Source organism: Pseudomonas helleri, assembly GCF_001043025.1.
Taxonomy (GTDB): domain Bacteria; phylum Pseudomonadota; class Gammaproteobacteria; order Pseudomonadales; family Pseudomonadaceae; genus Aquipseudomonas; species Aquipseudomonas helleri.
On record NZ_JYLD01000003.1, the window covers coordinates 114,189 to 132,752 of the forward strand.

The 18,564-nt window shown below is 56.5% G+C and carries 23 protein-coding genes and 1 tRNA gene; 17 read left to right on the forward strand and 7 right to left on the reverse strand.

What is annotated here, in order from left to right; all coding sequences use genetic code 11:
- Positions 1-116: 116 nt before the first annotated feature.
- Positions 117-1,733, forward strand: a complete 1,617-nt coding sequence (nadB, locus tag TU84_RS05975; protein WP_048367995.1) for an L-aspartate oxidase — start codon at positions 117-119, stop codon at positions 1,731-1,733.
- Here the strand turns inward: nadB and TU84_RS05980 are convergent.
- Positions 1,702-2,154, reverse strand: coding sequence for a protein YgfX (locus TU84_RS05980; RefSeq protein ID WP_048367996.1), 453 nt, complete (start codon positions 2,152-2,154; stop codon positions 1,702-1,704). The two genes, nadB and TU84_RS05980, sit on opposite strands and share 32 nt — an antisense overlap.
- Positions 2,138-2,392, reverse strand: a complete 255-nt coding sequence (locus TU84_RS05985; protein WP_048367997.1) for an FAD assembly factor SdhE — start codon at positions 2,390-2,392, stop codon at positions 2,138-2,140. The genes TU84_RS05980 and TU84_RS05985 overlap by 17 nt, the downstream gene beginning before the upstream one ends.
- A gap of 148 nt (positions 2,393-2,540) precedes the next feature.
- Here TU84_RS05985 and ygfZ point away from each other — a divergent pair, with 148 nt between their 5' ends.
- Both ygfZ and TU84_RS05995 read left to right on the forward strand, forming a co-directional pair.
- Positions 2,541-3,485, forward strand: a complete 945-nt coding sequence (gene ygfZ / locus TU84_RS05990; RefSeq protein ID WP_048367999.1) for a CAF17-like 4Fe-4S cluster assembly/insertion protein YgfZ — start codon at positions 2,541-2,543, stop codon at positions 3,483-3,485.
- Between the two features lie 15 nt (positions 3,486-3,500).
- Entirely contained in the window at positions 3,501-4,319 is an 819-nt protein-coding gene (locus tag TU84_RS05995) for an HDOD domain-containing protein (protein ID WP_048368000.1), read from the forward strand.
- A gap of 378 nt (positions 4,320-4,697) precedes the next feature.
- On the opposite strand, the gene TU84_RS06000 is transcribed toward TU84_RS05995, so the two are convergent.
- Entirely contained in the window at positions 4,698-6,101 is a 1,404-nt protein-coding gene (locus TU84_RS06000; protein WP_048368001.1) for a sensor histidine kinase, read from the reverse strand.
- Positions 6,094-6,765: a response regulator gene (locus TU84_RS06005; RefSeq protein WP_048368003.1), complete on the reverse strand. Its 672-nt coding sequence runs from the start codon at positions 6,763-6,765 to the stop codon at positions 6,094-6,096. The genes TU84_RS06000 and TU84_RS06005 overlap by 8 nt, the downstream gene beginning before the upstream one ends.
- 447 nt (positions 6,766-7,212) lie before the next feature.
- On the opposite strand from TU84_RS06005, the gene TU84_RS06010 reads away from it, so the two are divergent.
- From TU84_RS06010 to TU84_RS06030, 6 genes are all read left to right on the forward strand, one after another.
- A complete protein-coding gene (locus tag TU84_RS06010; RefSeq protein WP_048368004.1) occupies positions 7,213-8,190 on the forward strand; it encodes a Bug family tripartite tricarboxylate transporter substrate binding protein in 978 nt (325 codons plus the stop codon).
- A gap of 57 nt (positions 8,191-8,247) precedes the next feature.
- Positions 8,248-8,706 carry a tripartite tricarboxylate transporter TctB family protein gene (locus tag TU84_RS06015; RefSeq protein WP_048368006.1) on the forward strand — a complete coding sequence of 153 codons (459 nt, stop codon included), beginning with the start codon at positions 8,248-8,250 and terminating at the stop codon, positions 8,704-8,706.
- A gap of 1 nt (position 8,707) precedes the next feature.
- Positions 8,708-10,222, forward strand: coding sequence for a tripartite tricarboxylate transporter permease (locus TU84_RS06020; RefSeq protein ID WP_048368007.1), 1,515 nt, complete (start codon positions 8,708-8,710; stop codon positions 10,220-10,222).
- A gap of 316 nt (positions 10,223-10,538) precedes the next feature.
- Positions 10,539-10,808, forward strand: coding sequence for a helix-turn-helix transcriptional regulator (locus TU84_RS06025; protein ID WP_082148640.1), 270 nt, complete (start codon positions 10,539-10,541; stop codon positions 10,806-10,808).
- Positions 10,809-10,842: 34 nt separating this feature from the next.
- Positions 10,843-11,253: a head completion/stabilization protein gene (locus TU84_RS25430; RefSeq protein ID WP_082148630.1), complete on the forward strand. Its 411-nt coding sequence runs from the start codon at positions 10,843-10,845 to the stop codon at positions 11,251-11,253.
- Positions 11,243-11,593, forward strand: a complete 351-nt coding sequence (locus tag TU84_RS06030) for a putative holin (RefSeq protein WP_053225199.1) — start codon at positions 11,243-11,245, stop codon at positions 11,591-11,593. The genes TU84_RS25430 and TU84_RS06030 overlap by 11 nt, the downstream gene beginning before the upstream one ends.
- Before the next feature lies 1 nt (position 11,594).
- Here TU84_RS06030 and TU84_RS25435 read toward each other — a convergent pair whose 3' ends face one another.
- Positions 11,595-12,014, reverse strand: coding sequence for a helix-turn-helix domain-containing protein (locus TU84_RS25435; RefSeq protein ID WP_157403789.1), 420 nt, complete (start codon positions 12,012-12,014; stop codon positions 11,595-11,597).
- 337 nt (positions 12,015-12,351) lie between these two features.
- On the opposite strand from TU84_RS25435, the gene TU84_RS25440 reads away from it, so the two are divergent.
- Positions 12,352-12,621 (forward strand): Ogr/Delta-like zinc finger protein, encoded by a 270-nt coding sequence (locus TU84_RS25440; protein WP_048385491.1) that lies wholly within the window; start codon positions 12,352-12,354, stop codon positions 12,619-12,621.
- On the forward strand, positions 12,618-12,977 hold the full coding sequence (locus TU84_RS06035; RefSeq protein ID WP_048368010.1) for a hypothetical protein: 360 nt from the start codon (positions 12,618-12,620) through the stop codon (positions 12,975-12,977). The genes TU84_RS25440 and TU84_RS06035 overlap by 4 nt, the downstream gene beginning before the upstream one ends.
- A gap of 76 nt (positions 12,978-13,053) precedes the next feature.
- Here the strand turns inward: TU84_RS06035 and ung are convergent, their stop codons facing one another.
- Positions 13,054-13,746 carry a uracil-DNA glycosylase gene (gene ung / locus TU84_RS06040; RefSeq protein WP_048368012.1) on the reverse strand — a complete coding sequence of 231 codons (693 nt, stop codon included), beginning with the start codon at positions 13,744-13,746 and terminating at the stop codon, positions 13,054-13,056.
- Between the two features lie 617 nt (positions 13,747-14,363).
- On the opposite strand from ung, the gene TU84_RS25445 reads away from it, so the two are divergent.
- From TU84_RS25445 to TU84_RS06070, 6 genes are all read left to right on the forward strand, one after another.
- A complete protein-coding gene (locus TU84_RS25445; protein ID WP_082148633.1) occupies positions 14,364-14,585 on the forward strand; it encodes a cysteine-rich CWC family protein in 222 nt (73 codons plus the stop codon).
- Positions 14,586-14,618: 33 nt separating this feature from the next.
- Positions 14,619-15,332 carry a pseudouridine synthase gene (locus TU84_RS06050; RefSeq protein ID WP_048368016.1) on the forward strand — a complete coding sequence of 238 codons (714 nt, stop codon included), beginning with the start codon at positions 14,619-14,621 and terminating at the stop codon, positions 15,330-15,332.
- Positions 15,333-15,488: 156 nt separating this feature from the next.
- Complete coding sequence (locus TU84_RS06055; RefSeq protein WP_048368460.1) at positions 15,489-16,361, forward strand: alpha/beta fold hydrolase; 873 nt, start codon at positions 15,489-15,491, stop codon at positions 16,359-16,361.
- 108 nt (positions 16,362-16,469) lie between these two features.
- Positions 16,470-16,543, forward strand: a tRNA-Gly gene (locus TU84_RS06060).
- A 254-nt stretch (positions 16,544-16,797) separates the two neighbouring features.
- Positions 16,798-17,079, forward strand: coding sequence for a BrnT family toxin (locus tag TU84_RS06065; protein WP_048368018.1), 282 nt, complete (start codon positions 16,798-16,800; stop codon positions 17,077-17,079).
- Positions 17,080-17,082: 3 nt separating this feature from the next.
- The gene (locus TU84_RS06070; RefSeq protein ID WP_048368020.1) at positions 17,083-17,451 is read left to right on the forward strand and encodes a BrnA antitoxin family protein; all 369 of its coding nucleotides are present in this window, start codon (positions 17,083-17,085) and stop codon (positions 17,449-17,451) included.
- A gap of 106 nt (positions 17,452-17,557) precedes the next feature.
- Here the strand turns inward: TU84_RS06070 and TU84_RS06075 are convergent, their stop codons facing one another.
- Complete coding sequence (locus TU84_RS06075) at positions 17,558-18,562, reverse strand: isopenicillin N synthase family dioxygenase (protein ID WP_048368021.1); 1,005 nt, start codon at positions 18,560-18,562, stop codon at positions 17,558-17,560.
- Positions 18,563-18,564 lie beyond the last annotated feature (2 nt).

Below are 18,564 nucleotides of genomic sequence, written 5' to 3' on the forward strand. Positions count from 1 at the left end.
CACTCTGAGGCACACTTCTCGCCCGCTGTAATGACCCAACGCCACAAAGGCCCGGCTATTGTGCCGATCCCCCCCTCTATATACTAGTGGGCGCTTTTTTTGCGGACATAAGAAGAATGAGCCAACATTTTCAACACGATGTGCTGGTGATTGGCAGCGGGGCTGCCGGTCTGAGCCTGGCGCTGTCACTGCCAGGCCATCTGCGCATTGCAGTTTTGAGCAAGGGCGACCTGGCCAACGGCTCGACATTTTGGGCACAAGGCGGCGTCGCTGCCGTGCTGGATGACACCGACACGGTCCAGTCCCACGTCGAAGACACCCTCAATGCCGGGGGCGGCCTGTGTCATGAAGATGCCGTGCGTTTTACGGTCGAACACAGTCGCGAAGCCATTCAGTGGCTGATCGACCAGGGCGTGCCCTTCACCCGCGATGAGGACGCCGACCCTGAGCACCCAGGGTTTGAGTTCCATCTCACCCGTGAAGGCGGCCACAGCCATCGGCGCATCATTCACGCCGCCGATGCCACCGGCGCGGCTATCTTCAAGACTCTGCTCGAACAAGCCCGCCAGCGCCCCAATATTGAATTGCTCGAACAACGCGTGGCCGTTGATCTGATTACCGCCCGTCGCCTGGGCCTGGAAGGTGACCGCTGCCTGGGAGCCTACGTGCTCAACCGCGCCACCGGCGAAGTCGACACCTACGGCTCGCGCTTCACCATTCTGGCCTCAGGCGGCGCAGCCAAGGTATACCTCTATACCAGCAACCCCGATGGCGCCTGCGGTGATGGCATTGCCATGGCCTGGCGCTCGGGATGCCGGGTCGCGAATCTGGAATTCAACCAGTTCCACCCCACTTGCCTGTATCACCCGCAAGCCAAGAGCTTTTTGATCACCGAAGCCCTGCGTGGCGAAGGTGCACACCTCAAGCTGCCGAATGGCGAGCGCTTTATGCACCGTTTTGACCCGCGTGGTGAACTGGCCCCGCGGGACATCGTGGCCCGCGCCATCGACCACGAAATGAAACGCCTGGGCATTGACTGCGTGTACCTGGATATCAGCCATGAATCCGACACGTTCATCAAGACCCATTTCCCGACGGTCTATGAACGCTGCCTGGAATTTTCCATCGACATCACCAAACAGGCGATTCCGGTGGTGCCTGCGGCGCACTACACCTGTGGCGGGGTCATGGTGGATGGTCACGGGCGCACCGACGTCCCCGGCCTGTATGCCATTGGCGAAACCAGCTTCACCGGCCTGCACGGCGCCAATCGCATGGCCAGCAACTCTTTGCTGGAATGCTTCGTGTACGCCCGCTCTGCGGCAGACGACATCCTCACGCAACTCGAACACATCGACATTCCAGATTCGCTGCCCAGCTGGGATGCCAGCCAGGTGACCGATTCGGACGAAGACGTGATCATCGCCCACAACTGGGATGAGCTGCGGCGCTTTATGTGGGACTACGTGGGTATTGTCCGCACCAACAAGCGCCTGCAACGGGCCGAGCACCGCGTGCGCCTGCTGCTGGACGAGATCGATGAGTTTTACAGTAACTATAAAGTCAGCCGCGACCTGATTGAGCTGCGCAACCTGGCGCAAGTGGCCGAGTTGATGATCCGCAGTGCAATGGCGAGAAAGGAGTCACGGGGGCTGCATTACACCCTCGACTACCCGGACATGCTGCCTGAAGCGCTGGACACTATTCTGGTGCCAACCACCTACGCCGACTGAACTTGAGTCGCACGCGCAAGCGCCGGTGCTGATCCGGCGCCAGCGCGTCACGCGGGATGCACACCGCCCTCACCCACCGTTCGCCCGGCACGCTGAACCGCAGCAGCACCATCATTGGCAACGCCAGGCTGTCGCGCTGCAACTGCACGGCCTGCCAGCCCTTTGCCCGACTCCATAACTGCCAACCCTCGGCGTTTCGTCGCACACCACTGAAGGCCTTGGCGTGGGTCAACCGAATATGCCGGGGCACTGCCCAAACGCCATGCATCAGGCACAACAACAGCCCAAGCAGGCGAGCCCACACGGGTATCGAAAGAAGGCAGATTGAGATCAGTGCCAGCGATTGCGCTGCCAGATACGCCGCCAGCAATTGCCCGGAGGCGTGCCAGCGGCATTCAAAGAAATCACTTGGGCTGGACACGGTCCAGAATCATGCGGACCATGCGCTGCAGCTCGGGGTCTTGAGACTCGCTGCGCTCCATGAACCAGCCGAACATGTCCTGGTCTTCGCACTCCAGGAGCTTGCGATAGACTTCGCGATCAACGTCATTGAGGTGCTGGTAAACCTCCTTGACGAACGGTACCAGCAGTACGTCCAGCTCAAGCATGCCGCGGCGGCTGTGCCAGTAGAGACGATTGAGTTCAACATCTTCGACCATGGAGCGCTCCTCAAATAGAGCGCAAGTATACAGACCGATCCAAGAGAGAACAGTCGGCTTTGGTCGGTTGTCGAGAACCTTTGCGAACTACCCATTTACAGGTCACCCCTCTATGATGTGTCCCAGACTTTACAACCTGCGATGACTCATGGCCGACTCTGCTTTTTTCTGCACCTTGTCTCACGAAGGCGTTCTTGCTGTTATTGGCAACGACGCCAGCAAGTTCCTGCAGGGACAACTCACCTGTAACCTCAATTATCTGAGCGACACGCGCTCAAGCCTCGGTGCGCGTTGCACGCAGAAAGGCCGGATGCAGTCGAGTTTCCGTATCCTCCTCGAACCGCAGGGCTGCTTTCTGGCCATGGCGCGTGAACTGGTCGAGCCACAATTGGCTGACTTGAAAAAGTACGCGGTGTTCTCCAAATCAAAATTGACCGATGACAGCGATCACTGGGTGCGCTTTGGCCTGAGCCAGGGCGACGCAGTGTTGCAAGGCCTGGGCATCGACCTGCCTGCCGACACCGACAGCGTCGCCCGGGCGAATGGCCTCATCGCCATTCGTGTGTCAGACGGCCGAGCAGAACTGTGGGCTCCGGCCGAGCAAGCCGAACACTTGCACCAGCAGTTGAAAGCCCAGTTGCCTGAAGCTGATATCAACCAATGGACACTCGGCCAGATCCGCGCTGGCATTGGTCAGGTCATGCCGCAAACGCGCGAACTGTTCATCCCGCAAATGATCAACCTGCAAGCGGTAGGCGGTGTCAGCTTCAAAAAGGGCTGCTACACCGGGCAAGAAATCGTTGCGCGCATGCAATACCTCGGCAAGCTCAAACGCCGTCTTTATCGCCTGTCGCTTGAGGCAGGCAATGCGCAGCCAGAGCCTGGCACGCCGCTGTTTTCACCGACACACAGCAGCGCTGTGGGCGAAGTCGTGATTGCTGCTCATACTCCGGAGCGTATTGAACTGCTGGCCGTGTTGACAGCTGACGCGGTGGAAGCGGGAGACATTCACGTGGGCGATCTGCAAGGCCCTGCGCTGACCTTGCTTGATCTGCCTTATCAACTCGACCGTGATCGTGAGATACAGCGTTAATTCTCGAGAATAGAAATGAGCATGTTGGCGAGCAAAGTCCAGATGGACTTGGTAAAGGCCATCGTTCGAGATGACCTGGTTTTGCCCACGCTACCGGAAGTGGCGTTAAATATTCGCAAGGCAGCGGAAAACCCGGAAATCAGCGTCAGCAACCTCAGCAAAGTCATCGGTCGCGATACCGCGCTGGCGGCGCGGCTGATTAAAGTCGTTAACAGCCCGCTCCTGCGCGCGTTGTATGAAGTGACAGACTTGCACACCGCCATCACCCGGCTGGGCGTGAATTACAGCAGCAACCTGGCCATTGGGTTGGTCATGGAACAGATCTTCCACGCCCGCTCGCCTGTCGTCGAAAGCAAAATGCGCGACGTCTGGCGACAAAGCCTGGAGGTGGCCGGTGTGTGCTATGCGTTTTGTCGGCGGTATACCTCGCTCAAACCCGATCAGGCAGCGCTTGGCGGGTTGGTGCATCAAATTGGCGTATTGCCGATCCTGATTTATGCCGAGGAACATAACGAACTGCTCGCAGACCCGGTGTCGCTGAACCATGTGATCGAGCGCATTCACCCGGTGATTGGCGACAAATTGCTCGCGGTCTGGGAGTTTCCGGAAATGCTGCTCAAGCTGCCGGGGCAGTATCAGGACGTTGGCCGCGAGTCCAAGGCCATCGACTACATCGACCTGGTGCAAATCGCCACGGTGTTCTGCGAACAGCGCGACACCCCGACACTCAGCCACAACTTGAATGCGCTGCACGCATTCAAACGTCTGAAGCTGGATGCTGACAGCGAGGTGTTTCAGCAACAAATGAACGATGCGCGCGGGATGTTCATGTAACGCCACACCTGTAGCCGTGACGAGCCTTGCGAAGCGGCCGCAAGATCAAAAGATCGCGAGGCAAGCTCGCTCCTACAGCACGCTAAATCTGTAGCAGTTGACGAGCTTTGCGAGGCTACGTCTGGCTGCGAAGCGGCCGTAAAATCATCCAACCCTGTACTGGCCGGTGCGACGCAAGATCAAAAGCTCGCTCCTACAGCACGCTAAACCTGTAGCAGTTGACGAGCTTTGCGAGGCTACGTCCGGCTGCGAAGCGGCCGTAAAATCATCCAACCCTGTACCGGCCGGTGCGACGCAAGATCAAAAGATCGCGAGGCAAGCTCGCTCCTACAGAACCCGTAGTCGCTGCCGAGGCACGAAGGCTGCGATAACTCGCGCCTACAGCGAACGATTGTCGGCTGCCGATACGAAGCTCACCCGCACTTTCAACCCGCGCTCGGCGCCGTCATGCAGGCTGATGTGGGCCAGATGCGCGCGGCAGATTTCGCCAACAATGGCCAGCCCCAAACCACTCCCAGCCACTTGCTGGTTACGTCGATAAAACCGCTCAAACACTCGCTCACGGTCTTCATACGGGATACCCGGACCGTCGTCTTCAACTTCCAGTACCGCTGGCAAGGACACCCGCAAGATCACGTTACCCCCAGTACAGGTGTGCGCCAGTGCGTTGTCGATCAGGTTGCTCAATAGCTCATTGAGCAAGGTCGGTTCGCCGCGCAGCCAGACCGGCTGGTCGGCTTCCAGCGCCAGGGCCACGCCTCGGGAATGCGCCAGGGGCGCCATGGCCATGCCCAGCTCTCGGGCCAGTTGGCTGAGATCGAGCAATTGCGCCCCGCCCTCAGCAATCGCCCTGGCACCATTTTCAATGCGTGCCAGCGACAACAACTGGTTCGCCAAATGCGTCAGCCGGTCGGTGTCTTTAACCGTTTGTTCCAACGTGTGACGCAAAACCTGCGGGTCATGTGCGCGCAAGCCCAATTCAATGCGGGCCTTGAGCACGGCCAGCGGGGTGCGTAACTCATGGGCCGCGTCGGCAATAAACTGCGCCTGGCGCTCAAACTGCCAGCGCAGGCGTTCGGTGAAGTGGTTCAACGTCTGCACCAGCGGCCTTAGCTCACGTTGTACAGGCACCAGCGGCAACGGCCGCAGATCATCCGGCTCGCGCTCTTCAACGGCGGTACGCAAACGCTCCAGCGGGCGTAAAGCGGCGCTTACAGCAAACCACACCACTAACAATGCGCCCAGCCCCAGCATACCCAGACGCAGCAAGGTGTCGGCCATCAGGCTGCGCGCCATGGCCACGCGCGCCTCGTCAGTTTCTGCCACGCGAATCTCGGCCATGCCATTCATGTTCGGTTCGCTAACGGCCTTGAGCAGGCTCACCACACGGACGTTTTGCCCGCGGTATTCAGCGTTGTAAAAACGCGCCAGCGCCGGGTAGTCGTCAGTTCGTGGCGTGCCGGGTGGCGGTGCCGGCAAGTGTTCATAGCCCGAAATCAGCCGCCGCTGAATATCGTAAACCTGGTAATAGATGCGTCCGGCACTGTCGTAGGCAAAGGTATCGAGTGCCACGTAAGGTACGTCGGCACTCAGGCTGCCATCACGCTGTGACAAGCCTGCGGCAATGGTGCGGGCGGATGCCAGCAAAGTGCGGTCGTAAGCCGTATCGGCGGCTTCGCGACCATTGAAGTAAGCACTCAGGCTGCTGGCGAGCATCAGCACCACCAGCAACAGGGTCAGGGTCCACAGCAACCGCCAACGCAGGCTGTCGACCTTAAACATCACGGCCTTCCAGCAAGTAGCCCAGGCCCCGGAACGTCACAATTGCCACCGCATGGCCGTCGAGTTTTTTGCGCAAGCGGTGCACGTAGATTTCAATCGCGTCCGGGCTTGCTTCTTCGTCGAGGCCAAACACTTGAGCCGCCAGTTGTTCCTTGCTCATGACCCGCCCCGGCCTTGCGATCAACGCTTCCAGTACGGCCTGCTCGCGTGAGGTCAGGGTCAGCAATTCGTCTTTTAGCGTGAAGCGCCGGGTCTCCAGATCGTAAACCAGCGGGCCGCAGCGCTGCTGACGCTCGCCACCCAACACGCTACGGCGCAACAACGCTTTGACCCGCGCTTCGAGTTCAGCCAGCTCAAACGGTTTGGCCAGGTAATCATCGGCGCCCAGGTTGAGCCCATGCACCCGGTCCTTAACGTCACTGCGTGCAGTCAGCATCAACACCGGCAGGGTTTTGCCACGCGCGCGCAAACGCGCCAGCACCTCAAAGCCATCCATTCGCGGCAGGCCCACGTCCAGAATGGCCATCGCATAGTCTTCGCTGCTCAGTGCCAAGTCAGCGGCCACACCATCGTGCAGGACGTCCACGGTCAGGCCGGTACTTTTCAACGCTTGAGCAACACTCTCGGCCAACTGCAACTGATCCTCGACCAAAAGAACACGCATCGGATTTACCTCATTATTTTTGTTCAGGCCTGTGGCTCTGTGCGCGAAGTGTACAGACGCAAACGGGGCTGTGAACCCCAAATAAACACTGAAAGAAAACTGAAAGGTTCACGAAAGGTTGGCGGATTAGGATTCGCCAACAAACAGTTACATCTGTTGCGCAAATGTTTTTTTAGCGCTGCGCAAAACACCTCGACGTGTTTTCGCCAATAAGAACAATAATGGAGCACACCGTATGCTGACGCCTCAGCCTATCGCCCTTTGCCTTCCTGCTTGCCCCGTCTTCGCTCACCGCCACACAGGCCTGCGAACGACATTCTGTTGCCCCTCGCTGTACCCATGACGCTGACGATGCACGGCACTTGCCCTGCGTAAACGTTGGCGATGGCCACGACTGATAACAGCACTTTTCTGCTCATTTAAAACAATAACTCCTGCGGAGACATTATGAATTTCTCACTGCGCTCTTTGGCTCTTGCTGCCGGCTGCATGTTGTTCGCTGGCCAATTGATGGCTGAACCTAAACGCCCTGAATGTATCGCCCCGGCCTCCCCTGGCGGCGGTTTTGACCTGACCTGCAAGCTGGTGCAAAGCGCACTGGTAAACGAAAAACTGCTCAGCAAACCGATGCGCGTGACCTACATGCCGGGTGGCGTGGGCGCGGTGGCATATAACGCGGTAGTCGCGCAGCGCCCGGCAGACGCCGGCACGTTGGTGGCATGGTCCAGCGGTTCACTGCTGAACCTGGCACAAGGCAAGTTCGGGCGTTTCGATGAAGGCGCTGTTCGCTGGCTCGCGGCCGTCGGCACCAGCTACGGCGCGCTCGCCGTGAAAAAAGACTCGCCCTACAAGAATCTCGACGATCTCGTTCAAGCACTGAAAAAAGATCCGGGCAGTGTGGTAATTGGTTCTGGCGGCACAGTGGGTAGCCAGGACTGGATGCAGACAGCACTGGTCGCCAAAGCAGCAGGTATCAACCCGCGTGAATTGCGATACGTAGCGCTGGAAGGCGGCGGCGAAATCGCCACGGCCTTGCTAGGCGGCCATATCCAGGTCGGCAGCACCGATATTTCCGACTCCATGCCTCACATCCAGAGCGGTGACATGCGCCTGCTGGCGGTCTTCGCCAATGAGCGTCTCGACGACCCGCAAATGAAAGACATCCCGACCGCCAAAGAGCAGGGCTACGACATCGTCTGGCCGGTGGTGCGCGGCTTCTACCTGGGGCCAAAAGTCAGCGACGCCGACTATGAGTGGTGGAAAGAGACCTTCGACAAACTGCTGGTGTCCGAAGACTTCGCCACCTTGCGTGATCAGCGCGAACTGTTTCCGTTCTCGATGACCGGCCCGGAGCTGGACGCCTACGTGAAGAAACAAGTGACTGATTACAAAGTCCTGGCCAAGGAATTTGGTCTCATTCAGTAACCGTCGCTGATCGCTGACCGTGCCCTTGACCGCGGGGGCACAGCCCTGGAGTGAACCATGCTCTTACAACGTATTTTTGCCTCGGCGCTGCTCATCGTCTGCCTCTGTCTGGCGGCGATGGCCTGGCCCTATCAGGCGTCTTTTTCTTACGAACCGGTCGGCCCACGCGCCTTCCCGCTGTTGATGCTCGGCCTGATGAGTCTGGGTTTGATCTACATGATCTTTCGCCCTTCGCCGGTGGTGCACAGCGAGGATGACCCGCAACTGGATCGCGAAACCCTGATCAAAATCGGCCTGTGTGTCGTGCTGTTGCTGATCTTTGCCGGCACCTTCGAAACCCTCGGTTTTGTCCTCAGCGCCATCTTGGTCGGCATCCCGATGGCACGCCTGTATGGCGGCCGCTGGTTGCCGAGCATTGTGATCATCAGCCTGATGAGCGTCGGTCTTTATCTGCTGTTTGATAAAGCGATGGACGTTCCGCTGCCGCTTGGCCTGCTCGAAGTTCTGGAGAACTGATATGGATACTTTTAGCTATTTGGGCCAGGGCTTCGGCGTCGCGCTCAGCCCTTACAACCTGGTTACCGCACTGTGCGGGACCTTGATCGGCACCGTAGTCGGCCTGCTGCCCGGCCTTGGCCCGATCAACGGCGTGGCCCTGCTCATCCCGATTGCCTTCGCCCTCGGCCTGCCGCCAGAGTCCGCGCTTATCTTGTTGGCCGCGGTATACCTGGGCTGTGAATACGGCGGGCGTATCAGCTCGATTTTGCTGAACATCCCCGGCGAAGCATCGACGGTCATGACCACCCTGGACGGCTACCCAATGGCACGTAAAGGCCTGGCCGGCGTGGCGTTGTCGCTATCGGCCTGGAGCTCGTTCATCGGCGCATTCATTGCCACCTGCGGCATGGTGCTGTTTGCCCCGCTGCTGGCCAAATGGGCGATTGCCTTCGGCCCGGCTGAATACTTTGTGCTCATGGTGTTCGCGATTGTCTGCCTGGGCGGCATGGCTGGCGACCGACCACTCAAGACGTTTATCGCAGCACTGATCGGCCTGTTTCTGTCGTGCGTCGGGATCGATGCCAACAGCGGTGTGTATCGCTTCACCGGCGATAACATCCACCTGACTGACGGCATCCAGTTTGTCGTGTTGGTGCTCGGGCTGTTTTCCATCAGCGAGATTCTGCTGTTGCTGGAAAAAACCCATCGCGGCCAGGAAGCCGTGAAAGCCACCGGCCGTATGATGTTCAACCTCAAAGAAGCCTCCGCGGTGTTCGTAGTGAATATCCGCTGCGGTTTGCTGGGCTTCATCATGGGCGTGCTGCCGGGTGCCGGTGCAACCTTGGCCAGTGCGGTGGCCTACATGACGGAGAAACGTCTGGCCGGTGCCACAGGCACATTCGGTCAAGGTGACTCACGTGGTCTGGCGGCACCCGAAACCGCTATCGGCGCTTCGGCGTGCGGTGCCCTGGTCCCGATGCTGACACTCGGCGTACCGGGTTCCGGCACCACGGCGGTGATGATCGGCGCCTTGTCGCTGTACAACATCACCCCGGGCCCACTGCTGTTTGAACAGCAACCGGACATTGTCTGGGGCCTGATCGCTTCGTTGTTCATCGCCAACATCATGCTGGTGATCCTCAACATTCCGATGATCCGCATCTTCACGCGCATTCTGGCCGTGCCTAACTGGGCACTGGTGCCGGTGATTGCCATCATCACGGCGATTGGCGTGTATGCCGTGCATGCAACCACCTTTGACTTGTTCCTGATGATCGCCATCGGCATCTTCGGCTATATCCTGCGCAAGCTCGACTTCCCGCTGTCGCCGGTCCTGCTGGGGTTCATTCTGGGCGGGCTGATGGAGCAGAACCTGCGTCGTGCGTTGTCGATTTCCAATGGTGCACTGGAGATCTTGTGGGCCAGCCCGATCACCATGAGTGTCTGGGGCCTGACCGCCGTGATGCTGCTGTTCCCTATCGTGCGTATCTGGCGCAAGCGCAGCGCCAAACGCCACACCACAGCCAATGCCTGAATCAGGCGTTAAAGGCTGCGAGTAACACCGCCGCCAGTCGCCCTGACTGGCGGTTGCCTTTATGGCAACCCAGTAAAACGCCTGGCGGGCGCCCTGCTCGCCAGGTAACGAGTTGATCACCAACTTGTGTGCAATCAACTTAAACACCCACGCAAGCGCACGTATAAAGCACTCGAATCCATGTAGGAATATTCCATTACTGTCATGGACATTCCTACAACCCTGCCACGTTGTTGAGTCGTCAGCAGACCGATTATTTTTAGCACATCAAGAATGATCTTCTCGTCCGGCACACTCCTCAATGCAAGGGCAACATATGAAAAAGTGCAGTTTTTCCAGGCGACCACTCTCGCCGGATACACCCTCTACATCGCCTGATTTCATACCCTCTCTAACGCCAAAAGAGCATGAAGTCCTCAGTTGGTGTGCCCAAGGAAAAACCAGTGCCGAGGTGGCGCTCATTCTGAACAGATCAGAAACAACGATCAATTTTCATATCGCCAATGTACGAATGAAATTCGGCGTCACGTCGCGTCACGCCGCCGTCATCAAAGCCATTAAGCTCGGCATGCCGCTGCTGCCTTAGCGGGCAATAAAAAGGCGTGCCAAGGACTATAAGCATGAGCCTATCAACAGCCTCTCTCTCACTATCAGACTGCACCAGCGATGATGCGTTTTGGCCCCCCATCAACTTGACATCGCTCAGGAAGGCACTGTCCTTGAGTTCAAGTATCAGTGAAGGGCGGCTTAGAACAGCAGCGCACGGTGCAACTGCCACCGTCAATAAAGCACTGACCGTGTGGCAGCAGCATGTTCAACAACAAGGTTATGGGTATTTAGAAGAAGTACCCGCCCCCACTATCAATAACTGTTCCGTGTTGGTGGCTCAGTACCTCAGCGCTGTTGAAGCCACTGCAGCCATTGAGCTTTATCAGCACTTTAAAATTGAAAAGTGCGGACGCCGCTGTTCTATGAATGAACCGCCTGCCGCCCATTTGTTCACGCATGAGTACCGACATCATGACGAATGAAATGATTAGATTTGCTTCGTACTGGTATCTGGAAATCGGGCTTGCGATGATCGCGATGATCGACCGTGATGCAGTGTTTGGTGCCTGCCTGGGGGCGTGGGTGGTCACCAGTGCACGCAGGTCTCTCAAGGGCTGGCAACATGCAGGCTCCTTCCTGCTGAGCGCCTGCGTCGGTTATTTATTCACCCCTGTTGCCCTGCCACACTTAAACGGTTTATCCGTGGGAGTCACTGCATTTATTTGCGCACTGGTGGTCATACCCATCAGCATAAAACTCATGATTTGGGTGAACTCTGCAGATATTTTCGATGTACTGCGACGTTTTAAAGGGCCTAAATAAACTAACAGCGAGCGGCATCATACTCAAGACGGGCTGACAGCTCTTCAACTTGACGAAGCAACAGATAAAGCTGTTGTTTTTCTTCGGCCACTTTATACACAACGCGTTGATCGGAGCGTTTTAATGTTCGAAACATCAATACCATTTTTCGTTCATGTTCCGACAGCCTGCCTACGGATTCGACCACCGTCGCCGTCGACTGCAATAACATTGGACCCTGACCACCAAATAGCCAGTCAAGCGAGACACCATGTGCGCTGGCAAGTTCCATACACACCGAATAAGGAATGCGATCACGCCCTTTCCAACTACTGAGTGTTTGCGGACTTACTCCCAGAATCTCAGAAAGCCCGGAGTCTGTTTTGACGCGGGTTATTTTTTTCAACCGTCCAAGTATTTCAATAGATTTACTGCTACTCAATTTGAATTTTTCCAATTTGACATTGTTGTGTTTTTTGGCAGAATTTACGCGTATTGAGTATTTTTTAGTTATAGATATGTAACATTTCCCATCAAAACAAAAGACTATTGAAACAGCCCATTAGGAAAAAACAAACACATAAAGAAAACTAGAAAAAAAGATTACTTATCCGGAGTCATAATTCTTACAAGAACAGTTAAAAAGGATTACTCATCATCAAAAAACTGACTAACCCCGACATAAGGTGTCAGCCTGCATGATCAACGGATTGATCTTTCTTTGAAATTAACGTGCTTATTCAAACGAGCACACAACAATAGTTCAATTGGAGTCAGTCATGAGCACCTATAAAATGGTTTGTCCGCATTGCTTAAGCAGAATGCGTATTCGCACCAGCGAAGGTCGACATATCTTCTTACGCGTCGCTTATTTGCAATGCACAACCGAAGCCTGCGGCTGGTCAGTCAGGGCAGAATTTGAAATGACCCATGAGCTGTCTCCCAGTGGTATGCCGAACCCGGACGTGCGCCTGCCGGGTGTCAATCAGGAGTTGCGCCAAGCGGCGCTACCCTCCGAAAAAATCACTGCCGAGGGCGCCCGCGCATGACTCTTATTTATTCGCAAATCGAAGACCACCCCTACCTTCAGCAAGCTGCGCTGGTGTTCTTGCAACGTTATCAGGCTCAGCACCCCGGTAACGATCAGGTGCTTTTTTGCAAGGCAGTTCGGTATTTGGTCACGACGTTTGAATTAAGCACAGCGCTTGCGGAAAAGCTGGTCAGTCATGCCTATGGCGATTTAAAAACCATTCATGAACGACGACGTCTGGACGTCAGTGCCAGCAGCGACACGCTCGCTGTGATTACCGACCCGGCCAACGGCATGACCTGGGCTGTGCCTGTCGCAGCAATAGTCGGCAGAGTGATTGAGGCGCCCGATAACTGTCGCTTGCGCCTGGTCTGACCCGCACAGGCTCAGATCATTGCGCCTCAGCACACCAGGCGCCTTACCTGGTGTGCCAACGGCGTATGAGCCCTGATCAAACAGGCGGTAACTTCCAGTCGATCGGGGTCAGGCCATTTTGCTCAAGGAACTTGTTGGCACGGCTGAAATGCCCATTGCCGATAAACCCACGGTAAGCCGACAACGGCGACGGGTGCACCGAGGTCAGCACCAGATGTTTAGTCGCATCGATCAGCTTTTGCTTACTCTGCGCATGGGCGCCCCAAAGCAAAAAGACCAGCTGAGGTTGCTGCTCACTGACGATTTGAATAATGCGATCGGTAAAACGCTCCCAGCCTTTTTTGGCATGGGAGGCGGCAATCCCCCGCTCCACGGTCATCGTCGTGTTAAGCAACAACACGCCCTGATCCGCCCAGGACTGCAAACAGCCGTGAGGCGCGATATCAATATTCAAGTCACGCTTGAGTTCTTTATAGATATTGACCAGCGAAGGCGGCACTGCGACACCCGGCTGAACCGAGAAACACAAACCATGAGCCTGGCCAGGCCCGTGATAGGGGTCCTGCCCCAAAATGACCACTTTGATGTTGTTCAGCGGCGTTGAGTTCAACGCATTGAAAATCAACGGCCCGGGCGGGTAGATTTCTTTTCCGGCGGCATGTTCCTGGCGCAAAAACTCGCGCAATTCGCCCATGTAGGGTTCATCGAACTCCTCACGCAAAGCCTGCTTCCAGGCAGCTTCAAGTTTTATACGATCATCCGACGTCATGGCTACACCCTTAAAAACAATGCCGCGGACACTAGAAAAGCTCGCTCCCATTGTCAATTGATCAATACCCGCAGCGCAGACTGACGATACGCACGCCAGCCTGCGACGCAGGGATTAGTCGCGTTACGTGCTCTGTGTTTTATCGACCTCCCCAGCCTCGGCCGTACCCTCCCCCATAACCATAGTGATACCCAGGTCCTGGGCCCCAGTAGTGTGGCGACGGGGCGTAGTAAGGGTGCGGGTAGACGTAATAAGGTCGGTAAACACCGTAGTAATAAGGTGCTGGCACCGTATAAACATCAGAGCGATAAACGCTGTAACCCGAGTTATAAGGCACACACGCAGACACAGCCAAACCCAATACAACAATAGTGAGTAGACGTCGGAACATGGCGGCCTCCTGGACCGCGAAGGGGCACGATCCAGCGGCGCTGGACGGCGCCAAACAGCAATGCTGCCTGACGATTTATATGACCGCAAAAAGCAGACTCAGTGCCATGCAACACTAACCCTCAGACCAGTGGCCAGGCCAGTACGCGACAAGGTGTATAGCGCAGCGCCATTGCACAAGGCTTACACTGGCGCCACCGATGCCAGCCACTCCACGGACACCCGACATGACAGCCCCCGACCTTTGCCCCGCCTGTGGTGCGCGTAATGACTGCTCTATGGCCAGTGCACAGACCGAGCATCTGCCCTGCTGGTGTTACAGCGTCAGCATTGATCCTGAGATCCTGCGGGCTTTGGCGCCCGAGCAACGCAACAGAGCTTGCCTGTGCCCCCGCTGCGCCGACGTACTCAGCCAATTACCTCCAGCGCCCCCAGAACACCTCGCGTAAGATGCACACCTGTATCTCTTGTGATTGATCGCTATGCGCGTAGACCGTTTTCTGAGCAACCTGCCCCAGTTCAACCGCCAGCAGGCTCGCTTGTTGCTGATTGAAAAGCGCGTGCGGGTTGATGGTCAGATCGTATCTGACCCGCACCATGACATCCGCGAGTTCAGCCGGGTTGAACTGGATGAACAGGTGTTGCAAGCCGGCAAACCCGCACGTTATTTCATGCTGCACAAACCGCCTGGCTGCGTCAGCGCCACCCAAGACCCCGAGCACCCGACCGTGCTCGATCTGCTGAACGAAGACGACAAGCACGACTTGCACATCGCGGGTCGACTGGACTTCAACACCAGCGGCTTGATGCTCATCACCAATGACGGTCATTGGTCTCGCCACCTGACGCAACCACAAACCAAACTGCCCAAGGTGTACTACGTCGAGACTGAACAAGACATCACTGACGCTTACATCACCCGGTTCGAACAGGGCGTGTATTTCGCCTACGAAGACCTGACCACCTTGCCTGCCACACTTGAACTGCTCGGCCCACGCTCGGCACGCTTAAGCATTGTGGAAGGTCGCTATCATCAGGTTAAACGCATGTTTGGCTACTTCGACAATAAGGTCGTGCGCCTGCACCGTGAAAGCATTGGCCCGTTGATGCTCGACAGCCGACTCGCCCCGGGCGAATACCGCGCGTTGACGTCAGAGGAAATCCAGCAGTGCTGCCCTGCGATGCAACCGCTGTAGGAGCGAGCTTGCCTCGCGATCTTTTGATCGTTGAAAAGATCGCGAGGCAAGCTCGCTCCTACAGATGTGAACTGCGCTCAAGGCCACGCCTGCCTGTCACAATCGCGGCGCATTATCAGTCTGACAGACGCTCGATTCACTGGAGTCAGACCCATGATGAAGCCCGAAATCGCTGTGCTCGACATTCAGGGGCAGTATCGAATTCACACTGAGTTCTACCGCTCTGATACCGCGCAAAACACCATCATTCTGGTCAACGGGTCGATGTCCACCACGGCCTCGTTCACCCAAACCGTCAAAAACCTGCACCCGCACCTCAACGTCGTCCTTTACGATCAGCCCTACGCAGGTCAGTCAAAACCCCATAACCGGCATCAGAATCCTCTGACCCAAGAACTGGAAGCCGACGTGCTTCTGGAGTTGATTGAGCACTTCGACGCCCGGTACGTGCTGTCATTTTCATGGGGAGGCACCGCCGCGCTGACCGCCCTGGCCAGTTCACCCCGGCGTATCGAAAAAGCCGTCATCAGCTCATTTTCGCCCCTCATCAATGTCCCCATGCGCAACTACCTGGAGCGCGGCCGCCGCTGCCTGGCGGACTGCAACCGCACGCAGGTCGGCAACCTGGTCAACGACACATTGGGCAAACACCTACCTTCCCTGTTCAAGCGCTTCAACTACCGGCACGTCAGCACCTTGGCCGAACACGAGTACGCGCAGATGCACTTTCACATCAACCAGGTGCTGAGCGGCGACCCTCAGTGCTATCTCAAGGCCACACAACGCATTGAAATACCGGTGCTGTTCATCAATGGCGAATGGGACGAATACACCGCCGCCAATGACGCACGGCAATTTGCACACGCGATCCGCGACAGCCAATTTGTTAGCGTAGAAAACACCGGACACTTTCTGGACATGGAACACAAACAGGCCAGCCACATCAGCAAGATTGCCTTGCTCGACTTTTTAAAACCGCCAGAGCCTGTCATCACAAGGCCCGCACAGCGACTGTCAGTAGCGCTGTAACGGTGTTTGAAACACGAAAAGGTTTTAACCAACGCCCTGAAATGCCCGTTTCAAGAATAAAAAACTTCTCATCTAGGCCGACTTCTGGTACAAAGTTAGCCGCTTTGAGCGGGTATAGTTTAGTGGCAAAACGAAAGCTTCCCAAGCTTTAGTTGAGGGTTCGATTCCCTCTACCCGCTCCACTTCTGCTTCTCCCTCGTTGTTCAGTATTCTCCCCTCCAGCTATCCACGCCCACCCTCAGCCTCCAAACATCTCTTCCGACAAGCCACTCATACTCCTCATACGCAATGGATCGTCGTTTGCGTACTGAAATTCGTTGGCTACCCCTTCAAGATTGGACCGGATCATCCTGTATCCACAGCGCCAGACTTGGAGAAATACCTTGCTGACTGACGGTCTTTACAACGGCTTTTTTATGCATAGAAAATATGCATAATGAGAGCATTCAGGATTCAATACGACAGGGCCAAAAACCTCGCCAATCAGCAAAAGCACAAAGGCATTAGTTTGGCTGATGCGGAGCAAGTGTTTTACGACGAGGCTGGCGTAACTATTCAGGACCATGACCACGACGAAGAACGCTGGGTCACCATGGGGCTGGATGCAAAGGGCCGTGTACTGGTTGTCGCCTATACGTATCGAGATCCGCATTTTGTGCGTGTTATCAGTGCCAGACTGGCAACCAAACATGAACGTCGCCAGTACCAGGAGGCTTGAACCATGAAAGACGAATACGATTTCAGTACTGGCAAACGCGGCGCGGTTGCCAGCAGCAAAGGCAAGACACGTATCACCATCATGCTCGACGATGTTGTGATTGAAGCTGCCCGCAAGCGCGCGGAAAGTGCGGGAACAGGCTATCAGACGTTGATCAATAACCTTCTCCGACAAGCATTGGTCTCTGAAGACGCGCACAACCTGGCCCCTGCTCCGAAAAAACGAGCCAGTACGTTGCAGGTGATTAACGATGGGATCAGCCAGTCCGATGTCGAAGCGTTGGAGCAACAACTCATCGCTGTCGCCGGCGAATTAAATCGAGTTTTAGGCACGCCAAAACCGAGCAAATCCAAGGCTAATGAATACCTTTAAAAAGGTACGCAGTTGCCTCACTAGCATTAGGCTGTAGTAGCGAGCCTGTCTCGCGATCTTTTAAAGATCAAAAGATCGCGAGACAAGCTCGCTCCTACAGCTGGATTTACAACACGCTCTCACGCAGTTGCGGGAAGACCTTCGACACTTTGTTCAGCAGGTAGTCGCCATATTCCCCGTTGAAGGCGTGTACGTTGGCCTGGTCCCAGCGTTGGGCGCTATCGTCTTGTTGTTCAACCGCAGGCAAGCCTGCAATTGGCTGGACCCGGGCGCGGTAGTTAGGGTCGAAGAACAGCGGGAATGACAGGCGGTCAGAACCCGAGGTGTTACGCGCCACGCGATGCGGTGTCGAGCGGTACAGGCCGCCGGTCATACGGTCGAGCATGTCGCCGATGTTGCACAGAAACGCGCCGGGAATCGGTGTCGCTTCAATCCAGCCTTGTGGGGTGCGCACTTGCAGGCCGCCTATGCTGTCCTGATGAAGGATGGTCAGCAGCCCGTAATCGGTGTGTTCGCCCACGCCCCATTGCACATCCAGCCCTTCTGGCACGGGTTGCGAGGGGTAGTTGAACAGCCGGAACAGTATCAGCGGGTCGGCGGTGTAGCGGTCGTTGAAATACTGCGCGTCCAGCCCCAAGCTCAGGGCGACGCCTTCGAGCAGCCGATGCCCAAGCTGAGTCACCGCCTCCATGTAGGCAAGAATGGTCTCGCGAAAACCAACGACATCCGGGAACAGGTTTGCACCATGCACCGGGGTCCTGGCCACGACTTCGGGTGCTGTGTCGTCCAGCTCAGTGCCCAGATACAGGCCCTCTTTCCAGTCGGGGCGGTTTGAGGTCAGTTCGCCGCCCAGCGGAAAGTAACCCCGCCAGGCACGTCCGCCGAGTTCCATGCGCCAGCGCAGTTTGGTGGCTTCGTCCAGCGCAAAAAACTCATGGCTCAAGGCTTCAAGGCGCTCTACCAGTGTCGGGTCAATGCCATGCCCGACGACATAGAAAAACCCCTGCTCGCGGCAGGCGCGGCTGATCTGCTCGGCGACTTCACTGCGCCCGCTTGCAGTGAACAATGGCGCCACATCAATGATGGGTAACTCTCGGATCGCAGTGCTCATGG

Coding starts and splice junctions, on each gene's coding strand:
- nadB (WP_048367995.1), top strand. CDS start 117: ATGAGCCAACATTTTCAACACGATGTGCTGGTGATTGGCAGCGGGGCT.
- TU84_RS05985 (WP_048367997.1), bottom strand. CDS start 2,392: ATGGTCGAAGATGTTGAACTCAATCGTCTCTACTGGCACAGCCGCCGC.
- ygfZ (WP_048367999.1), top strand. CDS start 2,541: ATGGCCGACTCTGCTTTTTTCTGCACCTTGTCTCACGAAGGCGTTCTT.
- TU84_RS05995 (WP_048368000.1), top strand. CDS start 3,501: ATGAGCATGTTGGCGAGCAAAGTCCAGATGGACTTGGTAAAGGCCATC.
- TU84_RS06000 (WP_048368001.1), bottom strand. CDS start 6,101: ATGTTTAAGGTCGACAGCCTGCGTTGGCGGTTGCTGTGGACCCTGACC.
- TU84_RS06005 (WP_048368003.1), bottom strand. CDS start 6,765: ATGCGTGTTCTTTTGGTCGAGGATCAGTTGCAGTTGGCCGAGAGTGTT.
- TU84_RS06010 (WP_048368004.1), top strand. CDS start 7,213: ATGAATTTCTCACTGCGCTCTTTGGCTCTTGCTGCCGGCTGCATGTTG.
- TU84_RS06015 (WP_048368006.1), top strand. CDS start 8,248: ATGCTCTTACAACGTATTTTTGCCTCGGCGCTGCTCATCGTCTGCCTC.
- TU84_RS06020 (WP_048368007.1), top strand. CDS start 8,708: ATGGATACTTTTAGCTATTTGGGCCAGGGCTTCGGCGTCGCGCTCAGC.
- TU84_RS06025 (WP_082148640.1), top strand. CDS start 10,539: ATGAAAAAGTGCAGTTTTTCCAGGCGACCACTCTCGCCGGATACACCC.
- TU84_RS25430 (WP_082148630.1), top strand. CDS start 10,843: ATGAGCCTATCAACAGCCTCTCTCTCACTATCAGACTGCACCAGCGAT.
- TU84_RS06030 (WP_053225199.1), top strand. CDS start 11,243: ATGACGAATGAAATGATTAGATTTGCTTCGTACTGGTATCTGGAAATC.
- TU84_RS25440 (WP_048385491.1), top strand. CDS start 12,352: ATGAGCACCTATAAAATGGTTTGTCCGCATTGCTTAAGCAGAATGCGT.
- TU84_RS06035 (WP_048368010.1), top strand. CDS start 12,618: ATGACTCTTATTTATTCGCAAATCGAAGACCACCCCTACCTTCAGCAA.
- ung (WP_048368012.1), bottom strand. CDS start 13,746: ATGACGTCGGATGATCGTATAAAACTTGAAGCTGCCTGGAAGCAGGCT.
- TU84_RS25445 (WP_082148633.1), top strand. CDS start 14,364: ATGACAGCCCCCGACCTTTGCCCCGCCTGTGGTGCGCGTAATGACTGC.
- TU84_RS06050 (WP_048368016.1), top strand. CDS start 14,619: ATGCGCGTAGACCGTTTTCTGAGCAACCTGCCCCAGTTCAACCGCCAG.
- TU84_RS06055 (WP_048368460.1), top strand. CDS start 15,489: ATGAAGCCCGAAATCGCTGTGCTCGACATTCAGGGGCAGTATCGAATT.
- TU84_RS06065 (WP_048368018.1), top strand. CDS start 16,798: ATGAGAGCATTCAGGATTCAATACGACAGGGCCAAAAACCTCGCCAAT.
- TU84_RS06070 (WP_048368020.1), top strand. CDS start 17,083: ATGAAAGACGAATACGATTTCAGTACTGGCAAACGCGGCGCGGTTGCC.
- TU84_RS06075 (WP_048368021.1), bottom strand. CDS start 18,562: ATGAGCACTGCGATCCGAGAGTTACCCATCATTGATGTGGCGCCATTG.